Consider the following 14,367-nt stretch of genomic DNA (forward strand, 5'->3'; position numbering starts at 1 on the left):
CGGCCGCCCCCAATTCTCCCCGGGGGCGGCCGATTTTTTGATACAGTAACGCGTAAGGAGGTTCCTCTTGGACCGCCGTCGATTTCTTCTGACTTCATGCGCCGCCGCGGGCGGCCTCTCCCTGGCGTCGCTGGGCGCCTGCGCCACCGGCGTCGCGCCGGGCCGGCTCGATCCCGAGATCGCCGAACTGCAAGAGCGCACCTTCCGCTGGTTCTGGGACGTGACGCCCCATGAAACCGGCCTGACGCCGGACCGCGCCCCCAGCCTGAGCTTCTGCTCCGTGGCCGCAGTAGGCGACGCCCTGACGTGCTGGCCCATCGGCATCGAGAACGGCTGGATCACCCGCGAGCAGGGACGCCAGCGGACCCTGAACACCATGCGCTTCTTCTACAACGCGCCGCAGGGACCCGAGGCGCGCGGCGTGACCGGCTACAAGGGCTTCTTCTACCACTTCTTGGAGATGGACACCGGCCACCGCTTCGGGACCACCGAACTGTCCACCGTGGACACGGCCCTGCTGGTGGCCGGCATGCTGTTCGCCGCCCGCTATTTCGATCAGGACCACCCCGAGGAAGTCGAGATCCGGCAGCTGGCCGAGGCGGTCTATGCCCGGGTCGAGTGGCCCTGGGCCCAGCCCTACGGGGACGCCTACATCACCATGGGCTGGCATCCCGAGACCGGCTTCATCGAGCACCGGTGGGAAGGCTACAACGAGGCCATGCTGGTGATCCTGATGGCCCTGGGCAGCCCGACTCATCCGGTCAGCCCGCAGGCGTGGACCACCTGGTGCTCCACCTATGACACCCTCAGCTGGACCGACCGCCGGGGCCAGCCCCACCTGCATTTCGCGCCGATGTTCGGCCATCAGTACAGCCACAAGTGGGTCGATTTCCGGGGCATCCTGGACCCCTACATGCGCGACAAGGGCTTCGACTATTTCGAGAACAGCCGCCGCGCCGCCTATGCCCAGCAAGCCTACGCACGGGACAACCCCGGCGGCTGGACGGGCTATTCGGACGAGGTCTGGGGCCTGACCGCCTGCGACGGGCCGGGCGACTTCTTCCTCGAATTCGGCGGACGCGAGCGGGAATTTTTCAGCTACTCCGCGCGCGGGCCGGGCGAACGGGACGACGGCACCATCGCCCCGACGGCGGCGGCGGCGTCCATCGCCTTCGCGCCGGAAATCGTCATCCCCTGCGTCAAGGCCATCAAGGCCCGCTATCCCGAGACCTACACCCGGTACGGTTTCCTCGACGCCTTCAACCCGAGCCTGACCGACACCGGCGGGAACACCCTGCTTCACGGCTCGGTCGACCCCGAGCGGGGCTGGGTGGCCGACGAGCATCTGGGTATTGATCAGGGGCCCATCGTCATCATGATCGAGAACTACAGGTCCGATCTGATCTGGCGGCTGATGCGCACCGACCCGCACCTGCGCCGGGGCCTCGAGCGCGCCGGCTTCAGCGGAGGATGGCTGAGCGCATGACTGGGTCCGGCCTTCATCGACGCGCGGCGCTCGGCCTGATGGCCGGGGGTCTGGCCGCGTCGGCGGGGGCCTGCGCGCGACCGGACGACGGCGTCACGCGCCTGACCCTGTGGGCCATGGGCAATGAGGGGGCCGCGACCCCCGCCCTGCTGGAGGAATTCCACCGCCTGAATACGGACGTGCGCGTCTCGGTTCAGGCCCTGCCCTGGACCGCCGCGCACGAGAAGCTGCTGACCGCCTATGCGGGGGACTCGCTGCCGGACGTGAGCCAGGTGGGCAACACCTGGATCGCCGAGATGACCGCCATCGGCGCGGCCACGCCGGTGCCCGCCGACGCCGACGACATCGTGGCCGGCGGCTTCGACAGCGTCATGGAGACCAACCGCATCGGCGGCCGGATGATGGGTACGCCCTGGTACGTGGACACCCGGCTGGTGTTCTATCGCACCGACCTTCTGGCGCGCGCGGGCTATGACGCCGTGCCCCAGGACTGGGCGGGCTGGAAGCGCGCGATGCATGCGGTCAAGCGCACGGCCGGCGACGGCGCCTACGCCATCCTGATGCCGGTCAACGAGTTCGAGCAGTTGCTGACCTTCGGTCTCCAGACCGGCGAGCCCCTGCTCCGCGACAACGACAGCCGCGGCAATTTCTCGAGTCCCGCCTTCGTCTCGGCCCTGGCCTTCTACAAGAGCCTGTTCGACGAGGGGCTGGCGCCCACCATGTCGGCCACGCAGATCTCCAACGTCTGGGACGAGTTCAGCCGGGGCTTCTTCAGCTTCTATTTCTCCGGCCCATGGAGCGTCGGGGACTTCCGCAACCGGTTGTCCGACGCGATGCAGGCGAACTGGGCCACCGTCGGCGTGCCGGGCCCGGACGGGCCGGGCGCCTCGGCGCCGGGGGGCTCCAGCCTTATCGTGTTCGACAGTTCGCCGCGCAAGGATGCCGCCTGGCGGCTGGTGCGCTATCTGTCCCAGGTGGACACCCAGGCGCGCTTCAACGCCCTGACCGGCAACCTGCCCGCCAAGGTGGAGGCCTGGGCGGCCGCGGGCATCCGCAGCGACGACAAGCTGGCGCCTTTCGAGGCCCAGCTGGAGCGGGCCGTGCCGGTGCCCAAGGCGCCCGAGTGGGAGCGGGTGGTCACCGAGATGCAGGTGGTGGCCGAGCGCATGGTGCGCGGGGAGTACACCCCCGAGACCGCCGGCGCCGAGATCGACCGCCGCGCCGACCGGCTGCTGGAGAAGCGCCGCTGGATGCTGGATCAGGGGCGAGCGGTATGAGCGCGGCGCGGACCGAACGGGCGGCCTGGGGCTTCGTGTCGCCGGCGCTGGCGGCGGTGGGCCTGTTTCTGGTCATTCCGGTGTTCGGCGCCCTGCTGCTGAGCCTGACCGATTTCGACATCTACGCCCTGGCCGACATCCGCAACATGCGCTTCGTGGGGCTGGACAACTACGTCAACCTGCTGGGCAATCCGCTGTTCTGGACGGCCATGCGCAACACGGCCTGGTTCGCCGTTCTGGGCGTGCCGGCCACCATCGTCGCCTCGCTGCTGGCGGCGGTGCTGCTGAACTCGAAGATGGTCAAGTGGCGGCCCATCTGGCGGGTGGCGTTCTTCGCGCCGTATGTGACGACGCTGGTGGCCACGGCGGTGGTGTGGCGCTACCTGCTGCACACCCGCTACGGCGTCATCAACTGGGTGCTGGACGGGTTCGGCATTCCGCCGGTGGACTGGCTCGGCCAGCCCGGGACGGCCATCCCCGCCATCCTGATCTTCGCGGTGTGGAAGCTGTTCGGCTACTCGATGCTGATCTTCCTGGCCGTGCTGCAGACCGTGCCGGAGGAGCTCTATGAAGCCGCCCGCATCGACGGCGCCGGGCCGGTCAAGCAGTTCCGGCACGTGACCCTGCCGGCCATCGCGCCGACCGTCCTGCTGGTCAGCATCATCTCGGTGGCCACCTTCTTCCAGTTGTTCGCCGAGCCCTATGTGATGACCCAGGGCGGACCCGCCCAGAGCACGGTGACGGTGCTCTACTTCATGTACGAAGAGGGCTTCAAATGGTGGAACCTGGGCTCCGCCAGCGCCGTGGCCTTCATCCTGTTCCTGTGCATCTTCGCCATCACCCTGGTGCAGCTGTGGGTCTCGCGCCGCCTGGGGAGCGAGACATGAAGCACGCCCTGCCCAAGGTTCTGCTCAACATCGCGGTGGCCCTGATCGGCCTGATCGTGCTGTTCCCGCTGGCGTGGATGGTGTCGGTGTCGTTCATGAGCGCGGGCGAGGCGGCGACCTTCCCGCCGCCGCTGCTGCCGGCCCAGCCGACGCTGGAGCACTACCGCGACCTGTTCGCCAACCAGGGCATGGGGCGCTATCTGTGGAACAGCGTCGCCCTGGCCGGACTGGCGACGGGGCTGTGCCTGCTGGTCACCGTCCCGGCGGGCTACGCTTTCGCCAAGCTGAGATTCACCGGTCGCGACCGGCTGTTCCAGATGCTGGTGGGCGCGCTGGTGATCCCGGCCCAGATCGGCACCCTGCCCCTGTTCCTGATGCTCAAGCAGGTGGGGCTGGTGAACACCTACGCCGGGGCGCTGGTCCCGTGGCTGACCTCCATCTTCGGCCTGTTCCTGGTGCGCCAGTACGCCCTGTCGATCCCCGACGAGATGCTGGAAGCCGCGCGGGTGGACGGCGCCTCGGAGCGCCAGATCTTCACCCGCGTGGTGCTGCCGACGCTGCAGCCGATTCTGGTGACCCTGGCCCTGTTCATTTTCGTGGGGTCCTGGAACGACTTCCTCTGGCCCCTGATCATCCTGACCGACCAGTCCAACTACACCCTGCCCGTGGCGCTGGCGACGCTGTCGCGCGAGCACGTGCAGGACATCGAGATGATGATGGCCGGATCGGTCATCACCGTCCTGCCGGTGCTGATCCTCTTCCTCGCCCTGCAACGCTACTACATCCGCGGCATGCTCGCGGGCAGCGTGAAGGGCTGAACCCGTGAGTGCCTGACCCATGCTGACCCGTCTTCTGATCGCCCTGTTCGTCCTCGCCCTTCCCGGCGCCGCCCTGGCGCAGGAGACCGTGCTGGACGATTTCGAGGACATCTCGGCCTGGAGCGCCGACGCCTCCACCGACATCAGCGCCCAGGTCAGCCAGGTGGACGGCCACGAGGGACAGGCCCTGCGGCTGGACTATGACTTCAACGACGTGTCGGGCTACGCCTTCGCCGCCCGGCCGCTCGTCATCGACCCGCCCGCCAACTACGAGATCAGCTTCTGGGTGCGCGGCGCGGGGCCGGCCAACACCTTCGAGGTCAAATTCACCGACGTCTCGGTGGACAATGTCCACTGGCGTCAGGTCACCCGTTGGGAAGCGCCGGACGACTGGACCCTGGTCACCATCCGCCGCCGTCACATCGTCAAGGCGTGGGGCCCGAACCCGGACCCGGTCTATCGCGGATCGGAGCGCATCGAATTCGTCATCGCCGCGGGCGAAGGCGGCGTGGGCTTCATCGAGGTGGACCAACTGACCCTTCGCGAGCTGCCGCCCGAGCCGTCGTCGCCGCCCCGTCCCATCGTCGCCGCCACCTCGGAGGCCGGCGTGTTCGCCGCCGCACAGGCGGTGGACGGCGACCTCGAAACCCCGTGGCGCAGCGCGGCGGGCGGGGCCCAGAGCCTGACGCTGGATCTGGGCTATGAGCGCGAGTTCGGCGGCGTGACCCTGCGCTGGGCCGAGGACGAGCAGGCGACCCGCTACACGCTGTCGACGTCGTCGGACGGGCAGGTCTGGACCCGCCAGCGTGAGGTGACCGGGGGCAACGGCGGCGCTGATCCGATCCTGCTGACCGAGACCGCCGCGCGCTGGCTGCGGCTGGACCTGATGGACGGGCCGGGCGACGCCTACGCCCTGAACGAGATCGAGATCGAGCCGCTGAGCTTCGGCGAGGACCCCACCGCCTTCATCACGGCGGTGGCCGAGGAGGCGCGACGGGGCCTGTATCCGCGCGGCTTCCACGGCGAGCAGCCCTACTGGACCCTGGTGGGCGTGGACGGCGGCGGCGACAGCGGCCTGATGGGCGAGGACGGCGCCATCGAGCTGGGCCGCGGCGGGCCGTCGGTGGAGCCGTTCGTGGTGGAGAACGGGCGGCTGGTCACCTGGGCCGACGTGGGCGTGACCCAGAGCCTGCTTGACGACGATCTGCCCATTCCGTCGGTGCGCTGGGCGGCCGAGGACTGGACGCTGGACGTCACCGCCATGGCCGAGGGCGAGCCGGAGCAGGCCGCCCTGTATGGCCGCTATGTGCTGACCAACACCTCGAACCGGACGCTGGACCTGACTTTGGCGCTGGCGGCGCGGCCGCTGCAGGTCAACGGCCCGGTGCAGTTCCTGTCGACGCCGGGCGGGGTCAGCCCCGTGACGCGCATAGACTGGGACGGGCGGCGCCTCAGCCTCGGCGAGGCCTTCGCCGTGACGCCCCTGTCCGCGCCGGACGCGGTGACGGCCTCGACCTTTGACGCAGGATCTGACCCGCAGAGCCTGATCGCCTCGGGCCGCGACGCCTCCCACTCGGTGCAGGACGGCACGGGCCTGGCCGCCGCCGCCATGATCTGGCGCGTGACGCTTGCGCCCGGCGAAAGCCGCGTGGTCGGCTGGGCCGCGCCGCTGGAAGGCGCCCTGCCCGCCCTGACTGGCGCGCCCGAGGCCTTGCTGGCGGGCGTCGAGCAGCGCACCGCCGCGGTCTGGCGCGAGAAGCTGGACCGGTTCGACATCACCGTCCCGGACGAGGGACAGCGCATCGTCGACGTCATGCGGTCGTCGCTGGCCCACATCCTGATGTCGCGCGACGGGCCAAACCTGAAGCCGGGCACCCGCTCCTACAATCGCTCGTGGATCCGGGACGGCGCCATGATCGCTGAAGGGCTGAACCGGCTGGGCTGGGTCGATGTGTCGGCGGACTATCTGCGCTGGTTCACGCCCTACATCTTCAGCGACGGCAAGGTGCCGTGCTGCGTGGATGCGCGCGGCGCCGATCCGGTGCCGGAGAACGACAGCCACGGGGAGTTCATCTTCCTGGCCGCCGAGACGTATCGCTACAACGGCGATCTCGACCTGCTGCGGTCGGTGTGGCCGCAGGTGCAGGGCGCCATCACCTACATGGACCAGCTGCGCGCCTCGGAGCGGACGGCGGAGAACCAGACGCCGGAGCGGCGGCATCTGTACGGCCTGCTGCCTCCGACCATCAGCCACGAGGGCTATTCGGACCAGCCGGCCTATTCCTACTGGGACGATTTCTGGGGGCTGCTGGGCTACAAGGACGCGATGTTCGTCGCCGAGGCGCTGGGCGAGACCGAGGCGGCGGCCCGCATCGCCGCGGCGCGCGATGAGTTCGCGGCGGACCTCCACGCCTCCATCCGCGCGACGGCGGAACACCACGGCATCGACTTCATCGCCGGGGCGGCGGACCGGGGGGACTTCGACCCCACCTCCACCACCATCGGCCTGTCGCCGGGCGGAGAGCAGGCGCGGTTGGACCCCGACCTGCTGGCCAACACCTTCGAGCGGTACTGGAGCGAGTTCGAGCAGCGGATCGAGAACCGCCGCGACTGGGACGACTACACACCCTACGAGCTTCGCAACGTCGGCGCGTTCGTGCGGCTGGGCCAGCGCGAGCGGGCGCTGGCAGCGCTGGACTTCTTCTTCGGCGACGTGCGGCCCCGGGCCTGGAACGGCTGGGCCGAGGTGGTGGTGCGCGACAAACGCGAGCCCCGCTTCATCGGCGACATGCCCCACGCCTGGATCAGCTCGGACTACATCCGCTCGGCGCTGGACCTGTTCGTGCACGACCGGGGCGAGGCCCTGGTGCTGGCGGCGGGGGTGCCCGGCCGCTGGCTAGGTGATCCGGCCGGCGTGGGGGTGAGCGATGTGCGCACGGCCTGGGGCGCCGTGACCTGGGACCTGACGCCGTCGCAGAGCGGCTGGACCCTGACGCTGGACGGCGACGCGGCGCCGCCCGCGGGCTTCATCCTGTCGTGGCCGTCGGACGCTGCCGCGCCGGGCCGCACGGTCATCGATGGGCGGCCCGCCACGTGGGACGGGCTGAACCTGACCATCCCCGCCGACGCGCGGCAGGTGACGATCGCGGACCGGACCGGGGGCTGAAGCCGCCCGGCCCGGCCGCCGGTCAGGCTGCGTCGACCAGAACGATCTCGGCGTCATTGATGGCCGTCACCGTGATCACGTCTTCACCGGTGATGGCCGCGCCGTCGCGGGCGTTCAGCCGCACGCCGTTGACCTCGACCTCGCCCTTTGCGGGCACAAGGTAGCCCCGCCGGGTCGCGCCCAGCGCATAGTCAGCGCTCTCGCCCGCCTTCAGGGTCGCGCCCACCACCCGCGCATCGGTGCGGATGGGAAGGGCGTCCGTGTCATCGTCGAAGCCCGAAGCCAGCACCACGAACTGGCCCGCGCGGTCGCCCTTGGGGAACGGCTTGGCGCCCCAGGCGGGCTTCTCGCCCTGACGGGTAGGCAGGATCCAGATCTGGAAGATGCGCGTGGTCTCCGGCTCCGCATTGTACTCGGCGTGGCGGATGCCGGTGCCCGCGCTCATCACCTGAACGTCGCCCGCCTCGGTGCGGCCCTTGTTGCCCAGGCTGTCCTCGTGGGTGATGGCGCCGTCGCGGACATAGGTGATGATCTCCATGTCCGCGTGGGGGTGGGGCGGAAAGCCCGAGCCGGCCGCGATCTCGTCATCGTTCCAGACCCGCAGGTTGCCCCACTGGGTCCGGTTCGGGTCGAAGTAGCTGGCGAACGAGAAATGGTGTTTGGCCTTGAGCCAGCCGTGGTCGGCGCCGCCCAGGCTGTCGAACGGTCTGCGCTCGATCATGATGGTGTCTCCCGTCGAAGGGTGGATGTTGATGTGGAGATAGGCGCGGGCGTGGCCGGGGAAAGGGTTAACTGGCACACATATTGTTACTGATAACCTCCAGGGTGCGGGCTGGAAACCATGGATAGGAGTTTCGAAGCTCGGAGCCTGAAAAAACAGTGTCCGAATTGTCCGAATTGTCCGAAATCGCCCCTCGGCCCACGACGGTCGCATCATAACCCGGCGGCAAAAGCAGGGGCGGAAAAGGCGCTGATCTTTGCGGCGAAGGCTTGCGCGCCAAGGCATTGGAGCCGCGAAAAGCGGGATGAACTCCGCAAATCCTCCCCCATCGGGGGAGGTAGCGCGGGCGCGACAGCGTCCGTGACGGAGGGGGCTGAAGCCGGGCTGCGGCGGGTCTGGGTGAGGCTGGATCGCCGATGGGCGCGGCGAGCGGGCAGCCAGCCTCCCGGCCAGCCCCCTCCACCGCTACGCGGTCCCCCTCCCCCGATGGGGGAGGATTGGGTCTAGGCCGCCGCTTCGGCGCGGGCCGCGTCGGCCCACGGCGGCAGGGGCAGCCCCCTGGATTTCAGGAAATCGGTGTTGAACAGCTTGGAGGCATAGCGCGTGCCCGGGTCGCACAGGGGGGTGACGATGGTCTTGCCGGGACCGATCTCGCGCGCCAGACGCAGGGCCCCGGCGATGTTGACGCCGCTGGAGCCGCCCAGCGACAGCCCCTCCTCGCGGATCAGATCGAACACGATGGGCAGGAATTCCTCGTCGGGGATCTGATAGCTGTGGTCGGGAGTGAAGCCTTCCAGATTGCCGGTGATGCGCGCCACGCCAATGCCCTCGGTGATGGACGAGCCCGTCCCCTGCATGACGCCATTGGTGAACCAGCTGTAGAGCGCCGCGCCCATGGGGTCGGCCAGGGCGATGCGGATGTCGGGGTTGCGCTCCTTGAGAAAGGCCGAGACGCCGGTGATGGTGCCGCCAGAGCCCACCGCACTGACGAAGGCGTCGACCTTGCCCTCGGTCTGCGCCCAGATTTCGGGGGCGGTGCCGGTGTAGTGGGCGTTGCGATTGGCAGTGTTGTCGAACTGGTTGGACCAGAAGGCGCCGTTGGGTTCGGTCTCGTTCAGCTCCTTCGCCAGCCGCCCCGAATAGTGGACGAAGTGGTTGGGGCTGGAGAAGGGCGCCGCGTCCACCTCAACCAGCCGGGCGCCAAGGGCGCGGATGGCGGCCTTCTTTTCCTCGGTCTGGGTGCGGGGGATGACGATGACCACCGGGTGGCCCAGCGCCGCGCCGACCAGGGCCAGGCCGATGCCGGTGTTGCCCGCCGTGCCCTCGACGATCGTCCCGCCGGGACGCAGCTCGCCCGAGGCGCGCGCGGCGGTGACGATGCCCAGCGCGGCCCGGTCCTTGATGGACTGGCCGGGGTTCAGGAACTCGGCCTTGCCAAGGATGGTGCAGCCCGTCAGCTCGGACGCCTTCTTCAGCTTGATCAAGGGCGTGTTGCCGATCAGGTCGGCGACGGACTGGGTGATGGGCATGGCGATCATTCGGGCGGGTGGGAGACCAGACATATAGGACGCTGCGGGCGGCCGCGCGACCCGGTCAGGCGGCGCGGGCGCCCATGTGGATGCCGCACTCCACCTTGTCCGTGCCGGACCAGCGGCCGGCGCGGGCGTCCTCGCCCGAGCGCACCGCGCGGGTGCAGGGCCAGCAGCCGATGGAGGCGTAGCCCTGATCCGCCAGCGGATGGGCCGGCAGGTCGTGGGCCTCGAAGCGGGCCTCCACCTCGTCCGCGTCCAGATTCGCCAGCGGATTGATCCGCACCTGGCCGTCCAGCACCTCGAACACCGCCAGCCGTTCGCGGGTCGTCGCCTGATAGCGCTTGCGGCCGGTGATCAGGGCGTCATAGGCCGCCGCCGCGCGGGCCAGCGGGCGGACCTTGCGCAGGTCGCAGCAGGCGTCCGGGTCCGTGCGCCACAAGTTGTCCTTGGGATCCTCGCCCGCGCGCTCGGCGGCGTCCGGCAGGACAATCTTCACACTGGTCAGACCGAGGCGGTCCGCCAGTTGGTCGCGATAGGACAGGGTCTGGAGGAAATGCTGGCCGGTATCGAGGAACAGCACAGGGGTGGCGGGGTCGGTCTGGGCCAGCAGATGCAGGCTGACCGCAGCCTCCGCGCCGAAGGACGACAGCTGGGCGATGCGGCCGGGGAATTCGCGGTGGGCGGCGGCGAGGATGTCCTCCGGCTCGGCGTCCCGATACTGTGCATCCAGCCGGGCGGCCTTCTGCTCCAGCGTCTCCACCGCGGCGCGGCGGCGCCAGATCGGAACGGCGGCGTCGGCGGCGGGCTGATAGACCGTGTCGATCACCGCCAGCATGGCGCGCCATTCCTTCGGGTCGGCGCCCGGATTCAGGCGCACCGCGTCAAAGCCCGAACGCTTCAGGTGCCGGGCCTGATCGGGCAGCAGGTCGCCCACAGCGATCAGCTCGCCGTTGTAGCCCCGCTCGCGCAGGATCGAGGCCAGCGAGAAGCCGCGCCCGTCGCGAAAGGCGCCGAAGCGGATGGTCAGACGGTTGGCGCCGACAGCCGCCGCCGCGACCTCGGCCAGCGGCGTGTCGCCCGGGATGGCGCCGTCCGGCTCTTCGGTTTCGGGCAGGGGATCAAGCAGCCTCATAGATGGCCTCGCGGAAGGGTTCGGCGCCGGTGCGGCGCACGGTGTCGATAAAGCGTTCGCCGTCATGGCGGATGGCCAGATAGCGGTTCAGGGCCCGCTCGATGGCGGGGGCGACGTCCTCTGCGGGCAGGCTCTTGCCCACGATCTCGCCCAGGGCCGCCTGTTCGTCGGGCGAGCCGCCGACCGTGATCTGGTAGAATTCCTCCCCCTTCCGATCGACGCCCAGCACCCCGATGTGGCCCACATGGTGGTGGCCGCAGGCGTTGATGCAGCCGCTCATGTTGACGCGAATCGGACCCAGCCTCTCCTGAAAGTCCAGATCGGCCAGCCGCTTGGACAGGGCCTGGGCCACCGGGATGGAGCGGGCGTTGGCGAGGCTGCAGTAGTCCAGCCCCGGGCAGGCGATGACGTCGGTGACCAGATCGGCGTTGGCGGTGGCCAGACCGTTGGCGTGCAGGGTGCGCCAGACCTCGGGCAGGTCGTCCAGCTTCACATGGGGCAGGACCAGATTCTGCTCATAGGCCGCGCGCACCTCGTCGAACGAGAACCGTTCGGCCAGATCGGCGACCACATCCATCTGGTCCGCCGTCATGTCGCCGGGCACCCCGCCCACGGGCTTGAGCGAGATGATCGCGCTGGCGTAGCCCGGCGCGCGGTGGCGGCGGACGTTGTTGCGGCTCCAGCGGGCGAAGTCAGGATCCGCCAGCAGGGCCCGGTCGAAGGGGCCGGAGTGCTTCGGCAGGGTCTCGAAGGGCGGCGGAGCGAAATAGGCGCGGATGCGGGCCAGCTCGTCATCGGGGATGCGCAGGTCTTCGCGGCGCAGGGTCTGGAACTGGCGCTCAACCTCCTCGCGGAAGGCGTCGATGCCCAGGGCGGCCACCAGAATCTTGATGCGCGCCTTGTGGATGTTGTCGCGCCGGCCCAGCAGATTGTAGGCGCGCAGGATGGCGGTCAGATAGGCCAGCAACTCGCGTCCCGGCACGGCTGGGGCGATCTCCTGGGCGATGTGGGGCAGGCGCCCCTGCCCGCCGCCGACAAAGACGCGGAAGGCGGTCTCGCCATCACCATTTTCGTTTTCTGGGCCCCGCACAATCTGCAGCCCCACGTCGTGGGTGCGGATGGCGGCGCGGTCGGTCTCGGAGGCGATGACAGCGATCTTGAACTTGCGCGGCAGGAACGAGAATTCCGGGTGGATGGTCGACCATTGCCGGAGGATCTCGCACCACGGGCGCGGGTCCTCGATCTCCTCGTCCGCAGCCCCGGCGAAGACGTCGGTGGTGACGTTGCGGATGCAGTTGCCGGAGGTCTGGATGGCGTGCATCTCGACCTCGGCCAGCTCGGTCAGGATGGCGGGCAGGTCCGACAGGGCGGGCCAGTTGTACTGGATGTTGGTGCGGGTGGTGAAATGGCCGTAGCCCTTGTCATAGACCCGCGCGATGTGGCCCAGCTTCCTCAGCTGGGCGCTGTTCATGGTCCCGTAGGGCACCGCCACCCGCAGCATGTAGGCGTGCAGCTGCAGATAGACCCCGTTCATCAACCGCAGCGGCTTGAACTGGTCCTCGGTCAGGCGACCGTCGACGCGGCGGCGGACCTGATCGGTGAACTCGGCGATCCGCTCGCTGACCAGCGCATGGTCGAACTCGTCATAGCGATACATCAGGCGGCCCCTTCGACGTCGGGGCGGCTGTGGCCGACCGTGGGGCCGGTAGAGCGGATGAACTCCTTGAAGCGATCGCGGCCCGAGGGCTCGCCGGCGTTCACCTCCACGAGATAGGGGTTCACGAACAGGTCGGGCCGGGCGGCGGCCGACGCCAGGGCGCTCTCGGCTTCGGTGTCGTCCAGCCACAGGGCCTCGGCCAGGCGTTCGGTGGCCATACCCTGCAAGCCCCAATACAGGACGCGGCCGTCGGACAGGCGGTTGGCGGTCAGGACCTTCATGCCGCGACCTCCCGCAACTGACGGAGCGGCTCGACGGAGGCTTCGGCAAAGGCCGCCACCTCACCCACGAACAGCATGGCCGGGCCGGTGACGGCGTGACGGGCGACCAGCCCGCCCAGATCGTCCAGCCGTCCGGTCAGCACCCGCTCGTCGGGCCGCGTGCCGTTCTCGACGATGGCGACAGGGGTGGCAGGGCTGCGGCCTGCTGCGATCAGGTTTTCGCTGACCTGATCCGCCAGGCCGGCGCCCATGTAGATGGCGGCGGTGTGATTAGCCGTGGCCAGCGAGGCCCAGTGCGCCGCCTCCCCGCCCGGCTTCGGCTGGGCGGTGACGAAGCTGACCGCCTGAGCGTGCTCGCGGTGGGTCAGGGGAATGCCCGCAGAGGCGGCGCAGGCCAGGGCGGCGGTGATGCCGGGGATCACGTGGGCCTGAACCCCCGCCGCCTGCATGGCCGCCAGTTCCTCGCCGCCGCGCCCGAACACGAAGGGGTCGCCGCCCTTCAGACGGACCACCCGGTGGCCCGACCGGGCCTCGGCGATCATCAGGGCCTCGATATCGCGCTGGGGCACGGAATGGTCGCCCTTGGCCTTGCCCACATAGATGCGTCTGGCGTCGCGCCGGGCGCGTTCCAGAACGGCGTCCGAAACCAGCCGGTCGTGGATGATGACGTCCGCGTCCTGCAGCACGCGCAGGGCCTTGAGGGTCAGCAACTCGGGATCGCCCGGTCCGGCCCCGACGATGTGCACCACGCCGTGCTCGGGCGCGGCCACGTTCAGCAGGCGCAGCATCTCGCGGCGCGCCTCGGCCTCGCGGCCATGGGCCACCAGATCGGCGGCGGGGCCCCGGAAGGCCCGCTCCCAGAACCGGCGCCGCGCCATGAAATCGGGCACCGACGCCTTGACCGTCTCGCGCAGTTCACCGGCCAGCCGGGCCAGCGGGCCCAGCGCGGCGGGCAGCACCGCCTCGATGCGCGAGCGCAGATCCCGCGCCAGGATGGGCCCCAGCCCGCCGGTGGCCACGCCCACCACCACCTGGTCGCGGTCGATCAGGGCCGGGGTCTGGAAGTCGCTCAGGTGCGGGCGGTCCACCACATTGACCTGGGCCCCCGTGGTGCGCGCCATGGCGGCCAGGCGGGCCGCATCGCCCGCGTCCTCCACCGCGATGAACACCAGCCGGGCGCCGGCCAGATGCTCGGCGGTGGGCTCGGCATAGACCGGCTCGGGCGCGCCATTGGGCCATTCGCGGCGGTCGGCCACCTCGCCCACAGCGAACCACGACAGGGCGGCGGGCGAGCCGACGAACAGGCGCAGCTTGGCCAGCGCCGCTTCGCCGCCGCCGATCACGGCGACGCGGACGTCGGTCAGGGGGATGGAGGCCAGGAAGACGCGCATGGGGCGGAACTCTTGAAAC

The 14,367-nt window shown here is 69.7% G+C and carries 11 protein-coding genes; 5 read left to right on the plus strand and 6 right to left on the minus strand.

Features of this window, described 5'->3' with window-relative positions; translation table 11 throughout:
* Positions 1-67 precede the first annotated feature (67 nt).
* The 5 genes from ACK4SE_RS03710 to ACK4SE_RS03730 are packed head-to-tail and all read left to right on the plus strand — an operon-like array spanning position 68 to position 7,634.
* Positions 68-1,486: a glucoamylase family protein gene (locus ACK4SE_RS03710; protein ID WP_409688908.1), complete on the plus strand. Its 1,419-nt coding sequence runs from the start codon at positions 68-70 to the stop codon at positions 1,484-1,486.
* Positions 1,483-2,763 (plus strand): extracellular solute-binding protein, encoded by a 1,281-nt coding sequence (locus tag ACK4SE_RS03715; protein WP_409688910.1) that lies wholly within the window; start codon positions 1,483-1,485, stop codon positions 2,761-2,763. The genes ACK4SE_RS03710 and ACK4SE_RS03715 overlap by 4 nt, the downstream gene beginning before the upstream one ends.
* Positions 2,760-3,650: a carbohydrate ABC transporter permease gene (locus tag ACK4SE_RS03720; RefSeq protein ID WP_409688912.1), complete on the plus strand. Its 891-nt coding sequence runs from the start codon at positions 2,760-2,762 to the stop codon at positions 3,648-3,650. Before ACK4SE_RS03715 ends, ACK4SE_RS03720 begins: the two co-directional genes overlap by 4 nt.
* Complete coding sequence (locus tag ACK4SE_RS03725; protein ID WP_409688915.1) at positions 3,647-4,468, plus strand: carbohydrate ABC transporter permease; 822 nt, start codon at positions 3,647-3,649, stop codon at positions 4,466-4,468. Before ACK4SE_RS03720 ends, ACK4SE_RS03725 begins: the two co-directional genes overlap by 4 nt.
* Positions 4,469-4,487: 19 nt before the next feature.
* Positions 4,488-7,634: a discoidin domain-containing protein gene (locus ACK4SE_RS03730; RefSeq protein WP_409688917.1), complete on the plus strand. Its 3,147-nt coding sequence runs from the start codon at positions 4,488-4,490 to the stop codon at positions 7,632-7,634.
* Positions 7,635-7,656: 22 nt separating this feature from the next.
* Here ACK4SE_RS03730 and ACK4SE_RS03735 read toward each other — a convergent pair whose 3' ends face one another.
* The 6 genes from ACK4SE_RS03735 to cysG form a co-directional block, all read right to left on the minus strand.
* Positions 7,657-8,355 carry a pirin family protein gene (locus ACK4SE_RS03735; protein ID WP_409688919.1) on the minus strand — a complete coding sequence of 233 codons (699 nt, stop codon included), beginning with the start codon at positions 8,353-8,355 and terminating at the stop codon, positions 7,657-7,659.
* Between the two features lie 503 nt (positions 8,356-8,858).
* Positions 8,859-9,884 (minus strand): cysteine synthase A, encoded by a 1,026-nt coding sequence (locus ACK4SE_RS03740; RefSeq protein WP_409688921.1) that lies wholly within the window; start codon positions 9,882-9,884, stop codon positions 8,859-8,861.
* 64 nt (positions 9,885-9,948) lie between these two features.
* A complete protein-coding gene (locus ACK4SE_RS03745; RefSeq protein WP_409688923.1) occupies positions 9,949-11,019 on the minus strand; it encodes a phosphoadenylyl-sulfate reductase in 1,071 nt (356 codons plus the stop codon).
* Complete coding sequence (locus ACK4SE_RS03750; RefSeq protein ID WP_409688924.1) at positions 11,006-12,676, minus strand: nitrite/sulfite reductase; 1,671 nt, start codon at positions 12,674-12,676, stop codon at positions 11,006-11,008. Before ACK4SE_RS03750 ends, ACK4SE_RS03745 begins: the two co-directional genes overlap by 14 nt.
* Positions 12,676-12,957: a DUF2849 domain-containing protein gene (locus tag ACK4SE_RS03755; RefSeq protein ID WP_409688926.1), complete on the minus strand. Its 282-nt coding sequence runs from the start codon at positions 12,955-12,957 to the stop codon at positions 12,676-12,678. Before ACK4SE_RS03755 ends, ACK4SE_RS03750 begins: the two co-directional genes overlap by 1 nt.
* On the minus strand, positions 12,954-14,348 hold the full coding sequence (gene cysG / locus ACK4SE_RS03760; RefSeq protein WP_409688928.1) for a siroheme synthase CysG: 1,395 nt from the start codon (positions 14,346-14,348) through the stop codon (positions 12,954-12,956). Before cysG ends, ACK4SE_RS03755 begins: the two co-directional genes overlap by 4 nt.
* Positions 14,349-14,367 lie beyond the last annotated feature (19 nt).

The sequence above is a fragment of the Brevundimonas sp. genome, assembly GCF_046293315.1.
Taxonomy (GTDB): domain Bacteria; phylum Pseudomonadota; class Alphaproteobacteria; order Caulobacterales; family Caulobacteraceae; genus Brevundimonas.

Bases quoted from the DNA above. Each gene is read 5' to 3' on its own strand.
- ACK4SE_RS03715 (WP_409688910.1), top strand. From the start codon at position 1,483: ATGACTGGGTCCGGCCTTCATCGACGCGCGGCGCTCGGCCTGATGGCC.
- ACK4SE_RS03720 (WP_409688912.1), top strand. From the start codon at position 2,760: ATGAGCGCGGCGCGGACCGAACGGGCGGCCTGGGGCTTCGTGTCGCCG.
- ACK4SE_RS03725 (WP_409688915.1), top strand. From the start codon at position 3,647: ATGAAGCACGCCCTGCCCAAGGTTCTGCTCAACATCGCGGTGGCCCTG.
- ACK4SE_RS03730 (WP_409688917.1), top strand. From the start codon at position 4,488: ATGCTGACCCGTCTTCTGATCGCCCTGTTCGTCCTCGCCCTTCCCGGC.
- ACK4SE_RS03735 (WP_409688919.1), bottom strand. From the start codon at position 8,355: ATGATCGAGCGCAGACCGTTCGACAGCCTGGGCGGCGCCGACCACGGC.
- ACK4SE_RS03740 (WP_409688921.1), bottom strand. From the start codon at position 9,884: ATGCCCATCACCCAGTCCGTCGCCGACCTGATCGGCAACACGCCCTTG.
- ACK4SE_RS03745 (WP_409688923.1), bottom strand. From the start codon at position 11,019: ATGAGGCTGCTTGATCCCCTGCCCGAAACCGAAGAGCCGGACGGCGCC.
- ACK4SE_RS03750 (WP_409688924.1), bottom strand. From the start codon at position 12,676: ATGTATCGCTATGACGAGTTCGACCATGCGCTGGTCAGCGAGCGGATC.
- ACK4SE_RS03755 (WP_409688926.1), bottom strand. From the start codon at position 12,957: ATGAAGGTCCTGACCGCCAACCGCCTGTCCGACGGCCGCGTCCTGTAT.
- cysG (WP_409688928.1), bottom strand. From the start codon at position 14,348: ATGCGCGTCTTCCTGGCCTCCATCCCCCTGACCGACGTCCGCGTCGCC.